The 18,814-nt window shown below is 57.1% G+C and carries 19 protein-coding genes, 1 tRNA gene and 1 pseudogene; 8 read left to right on the top strand and 13 right to left on the bottom strand.

Annotated features, from left to right (window positions below):
* Positions 1-2 precede the first annotated feature (2 nt).
* The 7 genes from hpxK to hpxU form a co-directional block, all read right to left on the bottom strand.
* Positions 3-1,268, bottom strand: a complete 1,266-nt coding sequence (gene hpxK / locus AC6I8A_RS04485) for an allantoate amidohydrolase (protein WP_497818092.1) — start codon at positions 1,266-1,268, stop codon at positions 3-5.
* Complete coding sequence (locus tag AC6I8A_RS04480) at positions 1,265-2,500, bottom strand: pyridoxal-phosphate-dependent aminotransferase family protein (RefSeq protein WP_497818091.1); 1,236 nt, start codon at positions 2,498-2,500, stop codon at positions 1,265-1,267. Before AC6I8A_RS04480 ends, hpxK begins: the two co-directional genes overlap by 4 nt.
* 21 nt (positions 2,501-2,521) lie before the next feature.
* Entirely contained in the window at positions 2,522-3,253 is a 732-nt protein-coding gene (locus tag AC6I8A_RS04475; RefSeq protein ID WP_497818090.1) for an amino acid ABC transporter ATP-binding protein, read from the bottom strand.
* A complete protein-coding gene (locus AC6I8A_RS04470) occupies positions 3,234-3,890 on the bottom strand; it encodes an amino acid ABC transporter permease (protein WP_097097590.1) in 657 nt (218 codons plus the stop codon). Before AC6I8A_RS04470 ends, AC6I8A_RS04475 begins: the two co-directional genes overlap by 20 nt.
* Positions 3,890-4,555 (bottom strand): amino acid ABC transporter permease, encoded by a 666-nt coding sequence (locus tag AC6I8A_RS04465; protein ID WP_497818089.1) that lies wholly within the window; start codon positions 4,553-4,555, stop codon positions 3,890-3,892. Before AC6I8A_RS04465 ends, AC6I8A_RS04470 begins: the two co-directional genes overlap by 1 nt.
* Before the next feature lie 3 nt (positions 4,556-4,558).
* A complete protein-coding gene (locus tag AC6I8A_RS04460) occupies positions 4,559-5,344 on the bottom strand; it encodes a transporter substrate-binding domain-containing protein (RefSeq protein WP_008105226.1) in 786 nt (261 codons plus the stop codon).
* Between the two features lie 192 nt (positions 5,345-5,536).
* A complete protein-coding gene (hpxU, locus tag AC6I8A_RS04455; protein ID WP_256698372.1) occupies positions 5,537-6,376 on the bottom strand; it encodes a MurR/RpiR family transcriptional regulator HpxU in 840 nt (279 codons plus the stop codon).
* Between the two features lie 121 nt (positions 6,377-6,497).
* Here hpxU and AC6I8A_RS04450 point away from each other — a divergent pair, with 121 nt between their 5' ends.
* Genes AC6I8A_RS04450 through hpxZ form a run of 4 tightly spaced genes read left to right on the top strand, consistent with a single transcriptional unit; the run spans position 6,498 to position 10,062 of the window.
* Positions 6,498-8,084, top strand: coding sequence for a gamma-glutamyltransferase family protein (locus tag AC6I8A_RS04450; RefSeq protein ID WP_497818088.1), 1,587 nt, complete (start codon positions 6,498-6,500; stop codon positions 8,082-8,084).
* Between the two features lie 12 nt (positions 8,085-8,096).
* Positions 8,097-8,282 (top strand): oxalurate catabolism protein HpxX, encoded by a 186-nt coding sequence (hpxX, locus tag AC6I8A_RS04445; RefSeq protein ID WP_293793548.1) that lies wholly within the window; start codon positions 8,097-8,099, stop codon positions 8,280-8,282.
* Positions 8,279-9,676 carry an AtzE family amidohydrolase gene (locus AC6I8A_RS04440; RefSeq protein ID WP_479486677.1) on the top strand — a complete coding sequence of 466 codons (1,398 nt, stop codon included), beginning with the start codon at positions 8,279-8,281 and terminating at the stop codon, positions 9,674-9,676. The genes hpxX and AC6I8A_RS04440 overlap by 4 nt, the downstream gene beginning before the upstream one ends.
* A gap of 2 nt (positions 9,677-9,678) precedes the next feature.
* A complete protein-coding gene (hpxZ, locus tag AC6I8A_RS04435; RefSeq protein ID WP_497818087.1) occupies positions 9,679-10,062 on the top strand; it encodes an oxalurate catabolism protein HpxZ in 384 nt (127 codons plus the stop codon).
* A gap of 108 nt (positions 10,063-10,170) precedes the next feature.
* Here the strand turns inward: hpxZ and puuE are convergent, their stop codons facing one another.
* From puuE to AC6I8A_RS04420, 3 genes are read right to left on the bottom strand one after another with little or no spacing between them, the layout of a single operon-like run.
* Complete coding sequence (puuE, locus tag AC6I8A_RS04430) at positions 10,171-11,130, bottom strand: allantoinase PuuE (protein ID WP_497818086.1); 960 nt, start codon at positions 11,128-11,130, stop codon at positions 10,171-10,173.
* Between the two features lie 29 nt (positions 11,131-11,159).
* A complete protein-coding gene (gene hpxA, locus AC6I8A_RS04425) occupies positions 11,160-11,891 on the bottom strand; it encodes an allantoin racemase (RefSeq protein ID WP_497818085.1) in 732 nt (243 codons plus the stop codon).
* The gene (locus AC6I8A_RS04420; protein WP_265299970.1) at positions 11,888-12,610 is read right to left on the bottom strand and encodes a GntR family transcriptional regulator; all 723 of its coding nucleotides are present in this window, start codon (positions 12,608-12,610) and stop codon (positions 11,888-11,890) included. The genes hpxA and AC6I8A_RS04420 overlap by 4 nt, the downstream gene beginning before the upstream one ends.
* 145 nt (positions 12,611-12,755) lie before the next feature.
* Between AC6I8A_RS04420 and AC6I8A_RS04415 the strand changes: the two genes are divergently transcribed.
* A complete protein-coding gene (locus AC6I8A_RS04415) occupies positions 12,756-14,249 on the top strand; it encodes an NCS1 family nucleobase:cation symporter-1 (RefSeq protein ID WP_497818084.1) in 1,494 nt (497 codons plus the stop codon).
* 91 nt (positions 14,250-14,340) lie between these two features.
* Here the strand turns inward: AC6I8A_RS04415 and AC6I8A_RS04410 are convergent.
* Both AC6I8A_RS04410 and dnaQ read right to left on the bottom strand, forming a co-directional pair.
* Positions 14,341-14,417, bottom strand: a tRNA-Asp gene (locus AC6I8A_RS04410).
* A gap of 135 nt (positions 14,418-14,552) precedes the next feature.
* A complete protein-coding gene (gene dnaQ / locus AC6I8A_RS04405; RefSeq protein WP_256695681.1) occupies positions 14,553-15,284 on the bottom strand; it encodes a DNA polymerase III subunit epsilon in 732 nt (243 codons plus the stop codon).
* Between dnaQ and rnhA the strand changes: the two are divergent.
* Positions 15,238-15,805, top strand: a pseudogene (rnhA, locus tag AC6I8A_RS04400) (ribonuclease HI). The gene dnaQ and the pseudogene rnhA overlap by 47 nt on opposite strands.
* Here rnhA and AC6I8A_RS04395 read toward each other — a convergent pair.
* A complete protein-coding gene (locus tag AC6I8A_RS04395; RefSeq protein WP_008105214.1) occupies positions 15,790-16,524 on the bottom strand; it encodes a class I SAM-dependent methyltransferase in 735 nt (244 codons plus the stop codon). The pseudogene rnhA and the gene AC6I8A_RS04395 overlap by 16 nt on opposite strands.
* 40 nt (positions 16,525-16,564) lie before the next feature.
* On the opposite strand from AC6I8A_RS04395, the gene gloB reads away from it, so the two are divergent.
* A complete protein-coding gene (gloB, locus tag AC6I8A_RS04390; protein WP_497818083.1) occupies positions 16,565-17,320 on the top strand; it encodes a hydroxyacylglutathione hydrolase in 756 nt (251 codons plus the stop codon).
* 71 nt (positions 17,321-17,391) lie between these two features.
* Positions 17,392-18,765, top strand: a complete 1,374-nt coding sequence (gene mltD, locus AC6I8A_RS04385; RefSeq protein ID WP_036648534.1) for a murein transglycosylase D — start codon at positions 17,392-17,394, stop codon at positions 18,763-18,765.
* The last annotated feature ends 49 nt before the right edge of the window (positions 18,766-18,814 follow it).

Raw genomic sequence — 18,814 nt, 5'->3', positions numbered from 1 at the left:
CTTTATTCCTTAGCGCGTGCAATGTCGCAAACCGCCTGCAGATACGCCTGCACGCCCAGCGCCACATCAGCGGTTTGTACCGATTCCGCCGGATGATGGCTGATGCCGCGATGGTTGCGCACAAACAGCATGCCAACCGGCCAGCGCTCGGCGATAGCAATTGCATCGTGTCCGGCGCCGCTCGGCAGCGACAGGCTGCGCCCTTGCACGGTTTCCACCGCGTGGCTCAGCGCCTGCTGCAAGCGCGCATCACAAGCGGTGGCGGCAATCTGGTAATACACGTTGGAACTGAAGGTTAAGCCGCGACGCAGCGCAATCGCCTGCGCCTGCGTCAGCAGCGTGGAGAGCAAACGTTCCAGCGGCTCATCCTGCGGACCGCGCACGTCGAGCGACAGCTGCACTTCGCCAGGGATCACGTTGACCGCGCCCGGCAAGCAGCTCAGCGTGCCGACGGTCGCCACCAGCTGCGGATCGTGCTCCTGCGTGGTGTGTTCAATAAACACCATCCACTCGGCGGCGGCGGCCAGCGCATCTTTGCGATGCGTCATTGGCACGGTGCCCGCATGGCCGGCTTCACCGATAAAACTGCAATTCAGACGACGCGCGCCGTTGATTGCCGTCACCACACCCAACGCCAAATCTTCCTGCTCAAGGCACGGACCTTGTTCGATATGCAGCTCCAGATAGGCGGCGACCTCATTGACATCACGCGCCGCGTCGAGAATTTTCGCCGCATCGAAACCGACATCCTGCATCGCTTCCGCCACCGTGATGCCGTTGCCATCCGGGTGCGTCACCCAGCTTTCCGGCCAGCTGCCGGTCAAGCCACGGCTGCCGAGCAGCGTAATGCCGAAGCGCGTGCCCTCTTCGTCGCCGAAGCCGACAATCTCAATCGCCAGCGGCAAACGCTGCTGCCGATCGTGCAGCCACTGCACGGTTTCGATGGCGCTTAACACGCCGAGCATGCCGTCGTAGCGACCGGCGTTACGCACCGTATCCAGATGCGAACCAAGCAGCAGCGCCTGCGCGCCCGGCTGCGCCGCTTCGTAGCGACCGCAAATGTTGCCCACCGCATCCTGCCAGGTCGTCATGCCCGCGGCCTGCATCCATTCGCCGACGCGCGCGTTAGCACGCAGCTGTTCCGGCGACAGATAAACACGCGTCAGGCCATCTTCGCTTTCGCTGATCTCAGCCAGCGCATCACAGCGCGCCATGACGCGAGCGGCGGCGATCTGCGCCTCGCTGGCGGTCATCAGGCTTTTATTCATGCGTGGCTCCCGTAAAGATCCCACGCCGCCTGCATCGCTGCGCCTTGCGTGGTGCGGAAACCAACATGATTCAGCACCGCTTCCAGCGCGCTTAACGTCATCATCACGCAATCTTTACGCGCGTTATAACCCATGGTGCCAATGCGCCACACTTTGCCGTGCAACGGACCAAACGAAGTACCGATCTCGATACCGAAATCTTCCAGCACCAGTTTGCGCACCTGATCGCCATTCACGCCCTGCGGGATCACCACGCCGAGCACGTTATTCATTTTGTGTTGCAGATCGCCGAAGGTTTCGAGGCCCATGCCCTGAATGCCTTTCAGCAGCGCATCGCCGTGCAGCTTATGGCGCGCGATGCCGTTATCTAATCCTTCCTGCATCATCAGACGCGCACATTCACGCGCGCCAAACAGCGCGGTGGTGGCTTCGGTGTGGTGATTGAGGCGCTCCGGGCCCCAGTAATCCATGATCATGCCGAGATCGAAATAGTTGGAGTAGATCATCTCGTCATCGCCATCCTGATGATCGGCGGTGCGGATGCCCTCTTCCACGCATTTACGTTTGCGGATTACCGCTTCCATCTGCGGGCTCAGCGTGATTGGCGAGGTGCCGGACGGTCCGCCGAGGCACTTCTGCATGCCAGCCGATACCGCATCCAGGCCCCATGCATCGGTTTCCAGCGCATTACCGCCGAGTGATGCGGTGGCATCGGTGTAAAACAGCACGCCATATTTCTGGCAGATCGCGCCCAGCTCTTCCAGCGGCTGCAGCATGGTGGTCGAGGTATCGCCCTGCACCGTCAGCAGCAGACGCGGCTGTACTTTTTTGATCGCATCTTCGATTTGATCCGGCGTAAACACTTCGCCCCACGGCACTTCGATGGTGTGCACTTCCGCGCGGCAGCGGCGGGCGATTTCACACAGCAAATGACCGAAACGGCCAAACACTGGCACCAGCACTTTGTCGCCCGGACGGATCGCCGACAGCAGGATCGCTTCGATACCGGCGCGTGAAGTGCCGTCGATCAGCATGGTCCAGCGGTTTTCAGTGCGGAATACGCCACGGTACAGCGCCATCACTTCGTTCATGTAGTGTGTCATCGCCGGATCGTACTGGCCAATCAGCTGGCTCGACATGGCGCGCAGCACGCGCGGATCGGCGTTGATCGGGCCCGGTCCCATCAGCAGACGCTGTGGCGGATTAATTTGCGAAAATTGGCTGATATCCATGTTGTATTCCTTAAAGAAAACTTAGAGGCGGACCGTGGAGATAAATTGCTTCAGCTCCGCGGTTTGCGGATTGGCGAACAGCGTTTTGCTGTCGCCCTGCTCCCAGACGCGCCCCTGATGCATAAAGACCACGCGATCGCCCACGTCGCGGGCGAAGTTCATTTCATGGGTGACGAGAATCAGCGTCATGCCTTCGGCGGCCAGCTGCTCCAGCACTTTCAGCACTTCGCCGACCAGCTCGGGATCGAGCGCGGAGGTGATCTCATCACAGAGTAAAACTTTGGGCTGCATCGCCAGCGCACGGGCGATCGCCACGCGCTGCTGTTGACCGCCAGACAGATTGGCCGGGTAGTAATTGATGCGCTCACCAAGGCCGACTTTTTCCAGCATCTGCGTCGCCAGTTCACGGCATCCGGCTTCGCTTTTCTTCAGTACGCGGCGCGGTGCCAGCATCACGTTTTCCAGCGCCGTCATGTGCGGGAACAGATTGAAGTTCTGGAACACCATGCCGACCGAACGGCTGATTTCACGCGCCTGCGATTCGCGGTCGGTAATCGTCATGCCGCCGAGTTTGATGCTGCCTTCCTGATAGCCTTCCAGCCCGTTCATGCAGCGCAGCAAGGTGCTTTTGCCCGATCCGCTGCGGCCGATAATCGAGATCACTTCGCCGTGATCGACATCAAGATCGACACCTTTCAAGACGTGGTTGTCGCCGTAGTACTTCTGTACCTGATTAATGGTGATGAGCGGCATTGAATTTTTTCTCCAGGTACTGGCTGTAACGCGACAGCGGATAACACATCAGGAAGTAACCGAGCGCCACCAGGCCAAACACCTTGAACGGCTCATACGTCACGTTATTCAAAATGGTGCCGGCTTTGGTGAGCTCGACGAAACCGATAATCGAAGCCAGCGCGGTGCCTTTAATCACCTGCACGGCAAATCCAACCGTCGGCGCGATAGCGATACGAATCGCCTGCGGCGCCACCACGCGAAACAGCGTTTGACCAAAGGTCAGGCCGAGACAGCGCGACGCTTCCCACTGCCCTTTTGGCAGGGCGCGAATACTGCCGTACCAGATATCCACCAGAAACGCGCTGGTGTAGAGCGTTAAGGCCAGCGAGGCGGCGGTCCATGGCGCCACATCGATGCCGAACAAGCCGACGCCGAAGAAGGCGAGGAACAGCTGCATCAGCAGCGGCGTGCCCTGAAACAGCTCGGTGTACGCGCGCACCAGGCGCATCGGCCATTTGCGTTTCAACAGGCGCATAAACAGCAGCGGTAAGGTCACCAGCGTGCCGCCAAAAAACGCCACCAGCGAGAGTAAAATTGTCCAGCGCGCTGCCAGCAGCAGGTTGCGCAGGATGTCCCAGTCGGTAAATTGCGTCATCATGCCGGCTGCGCTCCCAACCATTTACGTCCCAGCGCCAGCAGCAGTTGGCGCATGGCGATCGACAACGCCAGATAGATCAGCGTGGTCACGAAATAGACTTCAAAACTCAAAAAGGTGCGCGACTGAATCAGGTTGGCGGCAAAGGTCAACTCTTCGTACGACACCTGCGACACCACCGATGAACCCAGCATCACAATGATGCATTGGCTGACCAGCGCCGGATAAATGCGCTGCAGCGACGGCGGCAGCACCACGCGGATAAAGGTTTGCGTGCGGGTTAATCCCAGCACGCGCCCCGCTTCCCACTGGCCGCGCGGCGTCACCTGAATCCCGGCGCGAATAATTTCGGTGCTGTACGCGCCAAGGTTAATCAACATCGCCAGCAGCGCCGCTTCGCCCGCCGTCAGTTTCAGACCCAGATTGGGCAAACCAAAGACGATAAAAAACAGCTGCACCACAAACGGCGTATTGCGGATCAGCTCGACATACACGCCCCAGATGCGGCTCGCCCAGCTCGGTTTACCGCTGCGCAGCGCCGCGCCGAGAATCCCGAGGCTGACGCCGCCTACGGTGGCGAGCACGGTGATCTGAACCGTGACCCACAATCCGGCCAGCAACTCTGGCCAGTGCGGCCAGAGATCGGCAAAGTTAAGTTGCGCCATGCTTTATGCGCCGAGGTTGGCTGGCAACGGCGCTTTCAGCCACTCTTCCGACAGCTTGTTGAGCGTGCCGTCTTTGATGCCCTGCTCAATCAGCGCATTCACTTTCTCTTTTAGCGCCGGCTCATCTTTTTTCAGGCCGATGTAGCACGGTGAATCTTTCAGCATGAACTGGGCAACCGGTGCTTTCGCGGCGTTCTGACGCGCAATGGCGGCGACAACCAGGTTACCGGTGGCAACGTACTGCACTTGTCCCGACAGATAAGCCGACAGCGTGGTGTTGTTATCTTCATAACGCTTCACCTGGGCATCTTTCGGCGCGATATCGCTTAACACCATGTCTTCTACCGCACCGCGCGTGACGCCGATGGATTTGCCGCTCAGCGCGGCCGCATCTTTCAGGGTTTCACCTTTCGGGCCAAATACGCCAAGGAAGAACGGCGCATACGCTTGGGTAAAATCGATCACTTTTTCGCGCTCGGCGTTCTTGCCCATGCTGGAGATCACCAGATCGACTTTATCGGTCTGCAGATACGGCACGCGGTTGGCGCTGGAAACCGGCACCAGCTGCAACTTCAGTTTCATCTGTTTGGCGAGATACTTCGCCATATCGATATCGTAGCCCTGCGGTTGCAGGTCAGTACCCACGGAACCGAACGGCGGGAAATCCTGCGGAACCGCCACGCGGATCACGCCGCGCTTCTGGATATCCTGCAGCTGATCGGCCATCGCACTCCCGACCTGCGCCATCAGCAATGCCGCGCCCGCTACCGCTAATAATACTTTTTTCATTATGCACCCCGGTGAGTTTACGTGAAACAAAAGATTCTTAGTGAATCATTCTGCAACTAATGTGCCAACCGCAGTGCCGGGAGAAGAAAGGGAAAAAAACGTGGATTTACCGCGTTGAAGGCAGCAAAAACGGGCATCGCGCCCGTTAGAATTAACGATCAAAAACAGTGCATTGCACCATGATGGCGCCCGTTATCGGTGTTCCAGCTCGTCGAGATGTTGATAAAGATCGGCAATTTGATGGATGCGCTGACGGCCCTGCGACAACATTTCATGCAGCAACGCATTCGCCAGCAGGTTAACCAGACTCATGGCGGAGGCGTAGCTATCAAAGGCTGAAACGCTGTCGAGCGGTGCGCAAAGCTGCCAGCGCGCCAGCGTGATAATGCCCTGCGCCTGCGGCTCACACAGCGCCAGCACGGGAATGTTGTTCTGCTGCAGTTGCTGCATCAGCGGACGAATAATGCGTGGTCGGCGGCGAAACGCCATCACCACCACGATATCGTCGGGCGTGATATCCACTAGCTCTTCGCCCAGCGTCTGACCCGGCTGCGGCAGCACATGCACCTGTGGACGCGCCTGCATCAGCTGCTGACGCAGGTGCAGCGCCACCGGATAGGCGTTACGCATGCCGATGATAAATACCCGTTTTGCCGCGCCCAGCGCGCTAATCACCTCGCCAAACTGCTGTGGATCGATGCTGTTGACCCACTGCGTCAGGTTGGCCATCTCCTGCTTATAGTGGCGCGACAACAAGGTGTTGCCCTGCACCGCATCGCGGTTGTCGGTGAGCGGCATGCCGCTCTGGCGCAGGATGCGCAGCTCGTCGCGCATGTCCTTATATTTCTCGTAACCGAGACGCTTGAACAAACGGCTAACCGTCGCCTTCGACACACCGCTCAGCCGCGCCAGCTCGGCGCTGTTGTAGCTGATCAGGTCATCAAAATGGTCAAACACGAAGTCGGCAATGCGCTGCTCCTGCGGCGACAGTTGCGGATAGTGACTACGAAGGCGTTCATCAAGTTGTTTCATCATCGGTCCTGTAACTTTCGTTTCACCACAAGCTAGCATAAATCGATCCAGATTGGTGTCCGACCAAAACTGGAACAGCTCTTGCTTCCTATTAACCACGTACCCAGAAAAAGAGTTCACTATGATACAGAGCAACATGGCGCCGTTAGGCATGGCCGTTACGCCACATCATCTCGCCAGCGAAAGCGCCTTAGCGGTGCTGCGCGAAGGCGGCAATGCGCTGGAAGCGATGGTGGCCGCCGCTGCCACTATCGCCGTGGTTTACCCGCACATGAACGGTTTGGGCGGCGACGGCTTCTGGCTGGTGGTACCGCCAAACGGCGATCCCATCGCCATTGACGCCAGCGGCGCGGCCGGTTCACTGGCACATCTCGATTTCTATCACGGCGAAACGCATATTCCGCATCGCGGACCCAAAGCCGCCTTAACCGTTGCGGGCACCGTGAGCGGTTGGCAGGAAGCGTTGAAGCTGGCGCAGGAACTCGGCGCTACGCCGCTGCCATTAACCCGCTTGCTGCGCGATGCGATTCGCTATGCCGCCGACGGCATTCCGGTCACCGCCTCGCAGGCCGCCGCTACCGCCGCCAAACAGCACGAGTTGCAGCATCAACCCGGTTTTGCCGCCACCTTTTTACCGGACGGCAGCGTGCCAATTGCAGGCAGCCGCTTCACCCAACCGGCGCTGGCGAACACACTCAGCATGCTGTGCGATCACGGACTCGAGAGTTTTTATCGCGGTGAACTGGCGCACCATCTGGCGCGCGAAATGAGCGCGCTGGGGATGCCAATCACGCTGGAAGATTTGCAGACGCATAAAGCCCGCCGCTGCACGCCGCTGCATCTGGCGCACAGTGAAGGCGATATCTGGAACATGACGCCACCAACGCAGGGTTTGGTGTCGCTGGCGATCCTCGGCATTACCGATCGGCTCAATATGGCTGACGCCAATGAAGCACAAACCGTGCACCGCATCGTCGAAGCCACCAAAAAAGCCTTTGCGCTGCGCGACAAGCACATCACCGATCCGCGCCACATCGACATTGATGTGCAGAGCCTGCTGGATGCTGAACATCTCAGCACGCTGGCGGCGCAGGTGGATGATCACCAAGCCGCTGCGTGGGGCACAGGACGCGGACCGGGCGATACCGTGTGGATGGGCGTGATGGACAGCAGCGGGCTGGCCGTTTCGTTTATCCAGAGCGTCTATCACGAATTCGGCAGCGGCGTGGTGCTGCCTGGCACCGGCATCACCTGGCAAAACCGCGGTGCGGCTTTCAGCCTGCAACCCGACCATTTGCTGGCGCTGCAGCCGGGCAAACAGCCGTTCCACACGCTTAATCCCGCCGCCGCGCGCCTCAAAGATGGTCGCACCATGGTGTACGGTTCGATGGGCGGCGACGGTCAACCACAAACCCAGGCAGCGATATTCACCCGTCACGTGATTCAGGGGCGTCCGCTGCAACAGGCGGTGAGCGCACCGCGCTGGCTGCTGGGTCGCACGTGGGGACAATCATCCGATTCGCTTAAGCTCGAAGCGCGCATCGCACCGGAAACGGTGCAGCAGCTGCGCGCACTCGGCCATGAGGTTGAACTGCTGCCCGATTTCAGTGAAGTGGTCGGCCATGCAGGCGCGATCGTCAGACACAACAACGGCATGCTGGAAGGCGCGTTCGATCCGCGCAGCAACGGCAGTGCCGCCGGTTTCTAACGGAGATTATTGATGAGTTCACAACCGGACTGGGCCACCTATATCGCCCAAATGGAGCAGATTCTGGCGCTGGAGCTGGATGATGCGCGTCGCACCGAGCTGCTGACACAGTTCAACCGCATCGCCGCGATGGCCGAGCCGCTGATGGCGCTGCCGCTCGACGATCGGCTGGAAGTGGCGGGAGTCTTTCATCCATGAAACTGTCGTCTTTATCGATTAACGCTTTGCAACAGGCGCTGAGCCAGGGCGAGATCAGCGCCCGCGATATCGCACAACATACGCTAGCGGCGATTGAACAACATAATCCGGCGATCAACGCCTGGACCGAAGTCACCGGCCAGCGCATGCTGCGCGAAGCCGATCAGATTGATCAACAGCGCCAGCGCGGCGAAACCTTGCCGCCATTGGCTGGCATACCTTACGCGGTGAAAAACCTGTTTGATGTCGCCGGACACAGCACCTTAGCCGGAGCCAGCATGTTCAGCGAACGCGCGGCGGCACGCGAGGATGCATGGGCGGTGAGCAAACTGCGTCAGTCTGGCGCGCTGCTCTCCGGCATGCTGAATATGGATGCCTACGCGTACGGCTTTACCACCGAAAACACCCATTACGGCGCGACGCACAATCCGCGCGATTTAACCCGCGTAGCGGGCGGATCGTCCGGCGGTTCGGCAGCGGCGGTGGCGGCGGGTTTAGTGCACTTCTCGCTCGGCACCGACACCAACGGCTCAATCCGCGTGCCGGCTTCGCTGTGCGGCATCTTCGGTCTGAAACCGACCTTTGGCCGCCTGTCGCGTAGCGGCAGCCATCCGTTTGTCGCCAGCCTCGATCACATCGGCCCATTCGCCCGTTCGGTTGAAGATTTGAGCCTGGTGTACGACACCTTGCAAGGTGCCGATGCCAGCGATGCCTTCCAGGCCGCGCAGCCCGTTGCGCCAGTCAGCACGGGACTAAGCAAGGGCGCAGAAGGCGTGCGCAGCGCGGTACTCGGCGGCTTCTTCTCAACCTGGTGCAGCGGTGACGCGCGTGCCGCCGTGGCCGTTGCGGCTAAGGCGCTGCAGGCCATCGACGAAGTAACCTTACCGAATGCAGAGATCGCCCGTTCGGCGGCCTTTATCATGACCGCCGCAGAAGGCGGAAATCACTACTTGCCGATGCTGCGCACGCAGCCCGAGCAGTTCGAGCCCAACTCGCGTGAACGCTTGCTGGCCGGTGCGATGCTGCCCTCGGCGTGGTACGTGCAGGCGCAGCGTTTCCGCCGTCACTTCCAGCAGCAGGTGCTGCCGCTGTTTGAGCAGTTCGATGTGCTGATTGCGCCCGCCACGCCCTGCACCGCCACCACCATCGGCCAGGAAACCATTCACATCAACGGCCAGCATTTACCGACACGCGCCAGCATGGGCATGCTGACCCAGCCGATTTCGTTCCTCGGCTTACCGGTCTGCACCGTGCCGCTGCAAACCACCAGCGGCTTGCCGATTGGTTTACAGCTGATCGCCGCACCGTTTAAAGAACATCTGGCACTTCGCGCCGCCTGGGCGCTGCAACAGCAAGGGCTGACGCTGCCACAAACCACCTTAATGGACGCCTGAAGATGACACCTGAACATATCGATCGCCCGGCAGTGCTCGCCGAAGTTACCGCCGCCTTTTGCCGCTACGAGCAGGCGCTGATCAGCAATGACGTTGAAGTGCTGGATGAACTGTTCTGGCACGACAAACGCACCGTGCGTTTGGGCGCGGGCGAGAATCTGTATGGCATTGATGAGATTCGCGCTTTTCGCGCGGCGCGTACGTCGAAAGGGTTGGAGCGCGAGTTACGTAATACGGTGATTACCACTTTTGGCGATGACTATGCGGTGTGCAGCACCGAGTTTACGCGTGAAGGTGTCGAGAAGATTGGACGCCAGCAGCAGACATGGGTGCGATTGCCGTGCGGCTGGCGGATTGTCGCGGCGCAGGTGAGTTTGATGAGTTAAGTTGGGTGCGGTTTGTCCCTCACCCTAGCCCTCTCCCGCAGGCGGGAGAGGGAATGATTAGGTGGTGCGATTTGTTGAATCGGGGCGGGAGAAGGTTGGGATGAGGGGCTAAGCGCTCGGTGCCGGATGCGTTTCGATCCAGTGATCGGCGATCTGCTGCCGCGTACACACCCACACATCTTCATGCTGCTGAATGTGATCGAGGAAGCGCTGCAAGCCACGGAATTTTCCCGGACGTCCCAGCAAACGACAGTGCATGCCAATCGACATCATCTTCGGTGCGGTTTCGCCCTCTTCGTACAGCACATCAAAGGTGTCGCGCAGATAGGTAAAGAACTGCTCCGCCGTGTTGAAGCCCTGCGGCGAGGCGAAGCGCATGTCGTTGCACTCCAGCGTGTAAGGGATGATGAGATGCGGTTTGACCGTGCCGTCCTGACAAGTGACCTGCGTCCAGAACGGTAAATCGTCGCCGTAATAGTCGCTGTCATAGCTAAAGCCGCCCTGCTCAACCACCAAACGTCGGGTGTTTGGGCTGTCGCGGCCGGTGTACCAGCCGGTTGGCGCTTTGCCGAACAGATCGGTTAACACGTCCACCGCCTGTTGCATGTGCTGGCGCTCGGTTTTGGCATCCATCGCCTGATAGTGGATCCAGCGCCAGCCGTGACTCACCACGTCATAATCCGCCGCTTTAATCGCTTCGACGATCTCCGGTTGCCGCGCCAGCGCCATCGCCACGCCAAATACCGTTAGCGGCAAACCGCGCTTTTGAAACTCATTGTGAATACGCCAGAAACCGGCACGCGAGCCGTATTCATACAGCGAATCCATCGACATATGACGATCGGCGTAGCTGGCCGCACCGATAATATCGGAAAGAAACTGCTCGGAACCGGCGTCGCCATGCAACACGTTGTTCTCGGCACCCTCTTCGTAATTAAGAACAAACTGCACCGCGACGCGCGCTTTGCCCGGCCACTGCGCATGCGGCGGGTTGCCGGCATAGCCGATCAGATCGCGTGGATAGTTTTTGTTGAAGCTGTACTCTTTCTTTCCAGATACATCATTCATTCTGTAAGTTCCTGTCGCTCAACCAGTGGTTAGTTTAGGTGCTGAAAGGCTCCACTGAGCGGTTTTTCGAGGGGATAATCGAGATCGCCGTGCTTGCTGGTGCCAAAGCCTAACGCCACCAGCGACTCCACCATTTTTACTGCGGCGCTGACGCCGTCGATCACCGGCATGCCCAGCTCTTTGGTGAGATCCTGCGCCAGCGTGGCCATGCCGCCGCAGCCCAATACAATCGCACCGCTGCCATCTTCACGTTTGGCCTGCATGCAGCGCTGACGGACTTTCTCCTGCGCCACGCCGCTGCCGTCTTCTAGCGCCAGCACCGGCAGATCGATGACGTGCAGCGCAGCACAATGGTGAGTGAAGCCATATTGCTGCAGCAGATGGCGCGCTATCACCAGCGTACGCGGCAAGGTGGTGACAATCGAAAAGCGCGTCGCCACCAGCGTGGCGGTGTGCATGGCCGCTTCCGCGATGCCAATCACCGGTCCGCTCGCCAGTTCACGCGCCGCCAGCAATCCCGGATCGCCGAAGCAGGCAATGATATGACCGCTCACGCCTTGCGCTTTGCCGCGCTTCACCTGCTCCAGCACACCAATTGCCGCGATGGCTTCATCAAAATGGCCTTCAATCGACTCTACACCGTGCGTTGGACACACCGCCAGAATCTCGGTGCCCGGTGCGGCGACGGCGCGCGCGGCGGCGCCAATGGTTTCCGTCATCGCTAAGCTGGTGTTGGGATTGATAACCTGAATCAGGCTCATGATGCCGCTCCTTTGTTACCGGCAAATAATCGGGTGAAATCAGGCAAGGTTTCGCCGCTGCGCTCAAAGTGCAGGCTGGCAACAATGTGTTCGAAGTGATGCTGCAGCGCCGCCGTCAGCGCCGGCAGATCTTTTTGCCGCAGCAGATCCACCAGCCGATCGTGATGATCGCAACGGCAGCCGCGCTGCCACGGTGCACCGTAAGCGGCAATGACCAGCGACGAACGCTGCGTCAGGCGCGTCACCATATCGGTGAGCACTTCGTTTCCGGAGATCGCTTGCAGCTGAATATGAAAAGCGGCCGAGAGACGAATCGCGGCGGCACCATCGTGCTGGTCGTGTGCTTGCTGCTCTTCTTCAATTAGCACGCCGAGTGCCGCTAAGTGTGGCGCCTGCACGTGGCTCAGCACCGCCGGCAGATTGGCGCATTCTAATAAACTGCGGGTGGCAAAGATGTCGCGGGCTTCATCAACGCCCGGCGTCGCCACCTGTGCACCACGTCGGGGCGACAAGGTGATCATTTGCACCGCGGCGAGGCGTTGCAGCACCTTGCGGATGCCGGTGCGGCTCACGCCGAAGACCTCTGATAACGCTTCTTCCGGCAATTTACTGCCCGGCGGCAACTGATGCTCAACGATGGCGGTCAGCAGCGCCTGATAGATAGGTTCATCGCGATCGTTCAGATCGGCAGCCGTTTTCTGGCCTGTTTCACTCTTCATTACCTGCTCCGGTAAGTGACTGTGTGTTGCACATCGTATACGTGAAATTAAATTTTTGTATACAAGAAATCAATTCTGGCCTGGATCCTGCAATACCGTTTCACGCTGTGATTATTATTCCATGATGTAGAGAGGAGCAGGTTTCATGCCAAATCATTCTGAAGTGACCTCTGCGGTGGCCTCTGAAGCCAACGCGCAATACAGTCCACGCCTGTGTAATGAAGATCTGGCGCCGACGCGCGACCAGAACTGGTCGTGGTACAACATCTTTTCTTTCTGGATGTCGGACGTGCACAGCATGGGCGGCTATGTGGTGGCCGCCAGCTTCTTTACCCTTGGACTGGCGAGCTGGCAGGTGCTGCTGTGCTTGTTAGTGGGCATCTGCATTGTGCAGCTATGTGCCAATCTGGTGGCCAAACCGAGCCAGATGGCGGGCGTGCCCTACGCGGTAATTTCGCGCCAGGCCTTTGGTGTGTTCGGCGCGAATATCCCGGCGATTATTCGCGGGCTGATCGCTTTCGCGTGGTACGGCATCCAGACTTATCTGGCGGCCAACGCGCTGATGCTGGTGCTGCTGAAGTTCTTCCCCACCCTGAGCAGCATGACGCAAAGCAGCTGGCTCGGCTTATCACAGCTGGGCTGGTGCTGTTTCGGCGTGATGTGGTTGCTGCAGGCGATGGTGTTCTGGCACGGCATGAGCGCGATCAAACGCTTTATCGATGTCGCCGGTCCGGCGGTGTATGTGGTGATGGTGGCGCTGGCGGGCTGGATTGTATACAAAACCGGTTTTGACGGTATCTCCTTCACGCTGGCCAGCAAGCAGTTGAGCACCGGCGAGCAAACCTGGCAGATGATCACCGCCACCGCGCTGGTGGTCTCCTACTTCTCCGGTCCGCTGTTGAATTTTGGTGACTTCTCACGCTATGGCAAAAGCATGGGCGAAATTCGTCGCGGCAACCGCTGGGGCTTACCGTTCAACTTCCTGCTGTTCTCAATTGTGACCGTGGTAATCGTGTCGGGTACGCAATCACTGTTCGGCAGAATGATCACCGATCCGATTGAAACCGTCAGCATGGTGGGTAACGACGTGGCGGTGGCGATTGGCCTGCTGACCATGATTATCGCCACTATCGGCATTAACATCGTGGCGAACTTTGTCTCGCCAGCGTTCGACTTCTCTAACTGCTCACCACAGAAAATCAGCTTCCGCACTGGTGGCATGATAGCTGCGGTCGGATCGGTGTTACTGACGCCGTGGAACCTGTTCCAGTCGCCAGAACTGATTCACTACACGCTGGATGTGCTCGGCTCGTTTATTGGGCCGCTGTTCGGCATCCTGATTGCTGATTTCTATCTGATTAAACGCAGCAAAGTCTACGTTGATGATCTGTTTGATGACACGCCGAAAGGCCGTTACTGGTATCACGGCGGCTTCAACCCGAAAGCAATTGCTGCGCTGCTGCCGTCGGTGGGCATTTGTCTGGTGATCAGCTTTATTCCTTCACTGCATGCGGTGGCGAACTTTAGCTGGTTTATTGGCGTGGCGCTGGGTGCAGGCTGCTATCGCTGGCTGGCGCGTGCTGATCGCGAAGAGTCTGTGGCGGCGTATCGCGCGACGGTGGCGGTGCAGGAGGATTAAGTTGGTAATGGTCGCCATGAATGGCGACCCTACGCCGGTTTGGAAAAAGCAAAAAGCCGATGCATTTCTGCATCGGCTTCTTTAAATAGATTGGCGGAACGGACGGGGCTCGAACCCGCGACCCCCTGCGTGACAGGCAGGTATTCTAACCAACTGAACTACCGCTCCGCGCTTTGTTCCCCGTCGAGAACGAGGCGCATATTAATTGCAGCTCTCGTACCCGTCAACGCTTTTTATGTGGGAATGTTTCGTTTGGCGTTTTTTTCAGCTTAACGTCGATTTTCCACGCAAAATCAGCCGTTTTTACACACGCCACAGGCAGCTACCGCCCTTCTTCTGCACTAAATCCAAACGACCTTCATGCGCAATAATCTCTTCATCACTGGCGCTGACCACGCGCAAACCTGAACTCGGACGCACAATGCGCTGAATATTCTCACCGCCGCCCTGATTGTTCTGCTCGCCATCGAGTGAAAAGGCCAGCGAGGTTTGACCGCCGGTCATCATCAGGAACACTTCGGCCAGAATCTCGGCATCGAGCAGTGCGCCGTGCAGCGTACGCTTGCTGTTGTCTATCTCATAACGGTTGCACAATGCATCGAGGCTGTTGCGCTTGCCGGGATACATCTTACGTGCCATCGCCAGGCTATCGGTGATCTGGCAGAAGGTGTCGGTTTTGCCGATATCCCGCTTCAGCATGCCGAATTCGTAATCCATAAAGCCGATATCGAACGATGCGTTATGGATCACCAGTTCCGCGCCACGGATGTACTCGAGAAATTCGTCGGCGATATCCGCAAACATCGGCTTATCGAGTAGGAATTCATCGGCGATACCGTGAACGCCGAACGCTTCCGGATCCACCAGCCGATCGGGCTTCAGATACATGTGGAAGTTGTTGCCGGTCAGGCGACGGTTGATCACCTCAACCGCACCAATTTCAATGATGCGATGTCCTTCATAATGCACACCGATCATGTTCATGCCGGTGGTTTCGGTATCGAGGACGATCTGGCGGTTATTTGCAGTGCTCATAGGACTCGTTTTATGTCAGACTTGGCGTTTTGTCAGAAGGAAGTCTACCAGAGATGCGCAAACAGGTAGAAATATTCACCGATGGATCTTGCCTGGGCAATCCCGGTCCCGGCGGCTACGGCGCCATTTTACGTTATGGCGCGCATGAAAAAGAGTTCAGTACGGGTTATCGCCTCACCACCAACAATCGCATGGAAATGATGGCGGCTATCGTGGCGCTTGAAGCGTTAAAACAGCCGTGTGAGGTGGTGCTTAGCACCGACAGCCAATATGTTCGTCAGGGCATCACCAGCTGGATCCACAACTGGAAGAAGCGCGGCTGGAAAACCGCCGATAAAAAACCGGTGAAAAATGTCGATCTGTGGAAACGCCTCGATGTAGCGCTCAGCAACCATGAAATTAAGTGGGAATGGGTAAAAGGTCACGCGGGGCATCCGGAGAACGAACGCTGCGACGAACTGGCGCGCAGCGCGGCGGGAAATCCTACTCAGGATGATATCGGTTATCAGGTTGAATCCTGATCCTTCACTTCACGAAACTGGCGCGTAACGTTAACCGTTTGCCGTAGCTGGCTTTGACTGAGATTCTTCTTCATTTTGGTGGGCGTTAACGGGAACGTGCGTTTACGTGCCACCACAATGTTCAAACAACCGAGCGCCGGTAAATGCGCGCTGATCACCCTGCCGCCCTGCCGATGCCACGGCACCACCTGAAAACGCGTGCGGTACACCACTTCATAATTCAGCAGGCTCAGCCAGTCGAGCAGCCGCACCTGGCTGAACATGCGTCCACTCCACGGCGCGCGCGAGTGTAACCCCGGAATGCCTTTGCTGATCCCTAATAGACTGAAAGGATTGAAGCCGCTGATGATCATCCAGCCATCATCGATCAATACCCGATCGACTTCGCGCAGCACGCGGTGCGGATCCTGACTCCACGCCAGCGTGTGCGCCAGCAAACAGGCATCAACGGATTTAGATTCAAAGGGTAATTGCGTGTTATTGGCGATAACCTGTAACTCATCGCCCTCAATGCCCACATTCACCTGATGCGATATGGCACACTGGCTGGTGTTGATTTCTGCGCTGAGGCTGCCAATTTTAAGCATATGGAAGCCATACAGCTTGCCGAGATAAGGCTGCAGTTGCTGAGTGAGCGCATCGCGAAAATAGTCTCCCATTGGCATATCGCGCCAGGAGCGCGGTGCAGTCAGGATTTGGCGTGTTTTAGCCGGCTTCATGCTCTACCATTTTCCTTTTTCTACGACCTGAGAGGTGTTTATGAATCTTACCAGCATTCCCGCATTGCAGGATAACTACATCTGGACACTGACAGACGATGACAATAAGTGTTTGATTGTCGATCCCGGCGAAGCACAGCCCGTGCTGGATAAAATCAGGGCCAATCATTGGCAACCTGTGGCGATTTTGCTGACGCATCATCATCACGATCACGTCGGCGGCGTGGATGAACTGCTGCAGCACTATCCCGATTTGATGGTTTTCGGTCCTCAGGAAACGGCAGATAAAGGAGCAAAGCGTATTGTGGCCGAAGGCGATGAATTTGCCGTCCTTGGGCTAACTTTCCGTGTCATCGCAACACCCGGTCACACTTTAGGACATATCTCATATTTCAGCGCCCCTTATCTTTTCTGTGGAGACACGATGTTTTCCGGTGGCTGCGGGCGTTTACTTGAAGGCACTGCGGAACAAATGTTCAAATCATTTCAAAAACTTAATCAACTCCCTGCAGATACGCTTGTTTGCTGTGCGCATGAGTACACTTTATCCAATATGAAGTTTGCTGCGGCTATTCTGCCCCATGACCCTAAAATTTTGGCAAGGTATCAGCAAATTAAGGACTTACGCGCAGAAAACCGCATTACTTTACCGACAAAACTGGCCCTGGAGCGGGAAATAAATTTATTTTTACGCACGCAAGACACTGATTTACAACAGGCTTTAGGCACTAATGTCTCATCGTCAGCGTTATGGCAAACTTTCGCCGATCTACGCGAGAAGAAAGACCGCTTTTGATATTTGAGGTTGTGTTGTGGTGGACCGTCACGTATAGTTGCTCGTCTTTTAAGCGAACTATTGACACACACATGAAGGCTAAAGCGATCTTACTCGCCTCGGTCTTGCTGGTAGGATGTCAGGCATCAAGGAATGACGCCAATATCCCCGTACAGCATGCACAGAGTCTGTCTTCAGCTGGTCAAGGTGAAAATGGAAAGTACGGAGATCGATTGTTATCGCCGCGATGGCAGGATGATGGAACAAGCCTCGCAGAAGATACTGATCTCTGGAATCACATTAGTGACGAGTTGAAGATGGGGATTCCGGAAAACAGCCGGATCCGCGAACAAAAAACAAAATTTTTAAAAAATAAGAGCTATCTCCACGATGTAACATTACGGGCAGAGCCGTACATGTACTGGATAGTCGAGCAGATACAGAAACGTAAAATGCCGATGGAACTGGTACTGCTACCCATAGTGGAGAGCGCTTTTGACCCACACGCAACATCTTCTGCGAATGCCGCCGGCATCTGGCAGATTGTTGCACAAACGGGCAAAAACTATGGTTTGAAACAGAACCAATGGTACGACGGACGCCGCGATGTGGTGGCCTCGACCAAAGTCGCGCTGGATATGATGCAGCGTCTGAACGGTATGTTTGACGGTGACTGGTTACTGACCATCGCCGCCTACAACAGCGGTGAAGGACGTGTGCTGAAAGCGATGAAACAGAATAAGGCGCGCGGTAAGCCGACTGATTTCTGGAATTTATCGCTGCCACGCGAGACTACGGTTTACGTACCTAAAATGTTGGCCTTGAGTGAGATTCTCAAGAACAACAAGCGTTACGGTATCAAATTGCCGACCCCGAATGAGAGCCGTGCATTAGCTCGAGTAGAGGTGGGACAGCAGATTGAACTGACGCAGGCCGCCGATATGGCCGGTATGTCTCTCAGCAAGCTGAAGACATTTAATGCCGGTTATAAAAACGGAGCCACAGCGCCAAATGGACCGCACTATATAATGGTGCCGAAGTCCAACGTTGCTAAGTTGCGCGATTCACTGGCTTCCGGTGATATCGCTTCCGTGCAGCCTACCGAGATGGCGAAAGTCAGCGCGGCAGGAAACAGCTACACGGTACGCAAAGGCGACACCTTGTCTGGTATTGCCAGCAAGCTTGGCGTAAGCGTCAGTGCACTGAAACAGCAGAACAATCTGCGCAGCGCTTCTGTTCGTACCGGTCAGACTCTGACCGTGAGCGGCAAAGCGAGCACGCAATTGGCTGATAACGGCAACAGCATCACCTACCGTGTACGTAAGGGTGATTCTTTTGCCAGTATTGCAAAACGTCACGGTGTGAATACCAAAGACGTTATGCGCTGGAACAGTGACGCTAAAGACATTCAGCCGGGCGACAAGCTCACGCTGTTTGTGAATAATAGCGCAACACCTGATACCTAATGCCCCGAAAAGGCTGACATTTGTCAGCCTTTTTCATTTTCTGCTTCCG

Source organism: Pantoea sp. X-Soil-ISGK-275, from assembly GCF_059730795.1.
Note: the sequence above shows the minus strand (reverse complement) of the source record. Positions and strands in the feature narration are given on the sequence as shown.

Bases quoted from the DNA above. Each gene is read 5' to 3' on its own strand.
- hpxK (WP_497818092.1), bottom strand. From the start codon at position 1,268: ATGAATAAAAGCCTGATGACCGCCAGCGAGGCGCAGATCGCCGCCGCT.
- AC6I8A_RS04480 (WP_497818091.1), bottom strand. From the start codon at position 2,500: ATGGATATCAGCCAATTTTCGCAAATTAATCCGCCACAGCGTCTGCTG.
- AC6I8A_RS04475 (WP_497818090.1), bottom strand. From the start codon at position 3,253: ATGCCGCTCATCACCATTAATCAGGTACAGAAGTACTACGGCGACAAC.
- AC6I8A_RS04470 (WP_097097590.1), bottom strand. From the start codon at position 3,890: ATGACGCAATTTACCGACTGGGACATCCTGCGCAACCTGCTGCTGGCA.
- AC6I8A_RS04465 (WP_497818089.1), bottom strand. From the start codon at position 4,555: ATGGCGCAACTTAACTTTGCCGATCTCTGGCCGCACTGGCCAGAGTTG.
- AC6I8A_RS04460 (WP_008105226.1), bottom strand. From the start codon at position 5,344: ATGAAAAAAGTATTATTAGCGGTAGCGGGCGCGGCATTGCTGATGGCG.
- hpxU (WP_256698372.1), bottom strand. From the start codon at position 6,376: ATGAAACAACTTGATGAACGCCTTCGTAGTCACTATCCGCAACTGTCG.
- AC6I8A_RS04450 (WP_497818088.1), top strand. From the start codon at position 6,498: ATGATACAGAGCAACATGGCGCCGTTAGGCATGGCCGTTACGCCACAT.
- hpxX (WP_293793548.1), top strand. From the start codon at position 8,097: ATGAGTTCACAACCGGACTGGGCCACCTATATCGCCCAAATGGAGCAG.
- AC6I8A_RS04440 (WP_479486677.1), top strand. From the start codon at position 8,279: ATGAAACTGTCGTCTTTATCGATTAACGCTTTGCAACAGGCGCTGAGC.
- hpxZ (WP_497818087.1), top strand. From the start codon at position 9,679: ATGACACCTGAACATATCGATCGCCCGGCAGTGCTCGCCGAAGTTACC.
- puuE (WP_497818086.1), bottom strand. From the start codon at position 11,130: ATGAATGATGTATCTGGAAAGAAAGAGTACAGCTTCAACAAAAACTAT.
- hpxA (WP_497818085.1), bottom strand. From the start codon at position 11,891: ATGAGCCTGATTCAGGTTATCAATCCCAACACCAGCTTAGCGATGACG.
- AC6I8A_RS04420 (WP_265299970.1), bottom strand. From the start codon at position 12,610: ATGAAGAGTGAAACAGGCCAGAAAACGGCTGCCGATCTGAACGATCGC.
- AC6I8A_RS04415 (WP_497818084.1), top strand. From the start codon at position 12,756: ATGCCAAATCATTCTGAAGTGACCTCTGCGGTGGCCTCTGAAGCCAAC.
- dnaQ (WP_256695681.1), bottom strand. From the start codon at position 15,284: ATGAGCACTGCAAATAACCGCCAGATCGTCCTCGATACCGAAACCACC.
- AC6I8A_RS04395 (WP_008105214.1), bottom strand. From the start codon at position 16,524: ATGAAGCCGGCTAAAACACGCCAAATCCTGACTGCACCGCGCTCCTGG.
- gloB (WP_497818083.1), top strand. From the start codon at position 16,565: ATGAATCTTACCAGCATTCCCGCATTGCAGGATAACTACATCTGGACA.
- mltD (WP_036648534.1), top strand. From the start codon at position 17,392: ATGAAGGCTAAAGCGATCTTACTCGCCTCGGTCTTGCTGGTAGGATGT.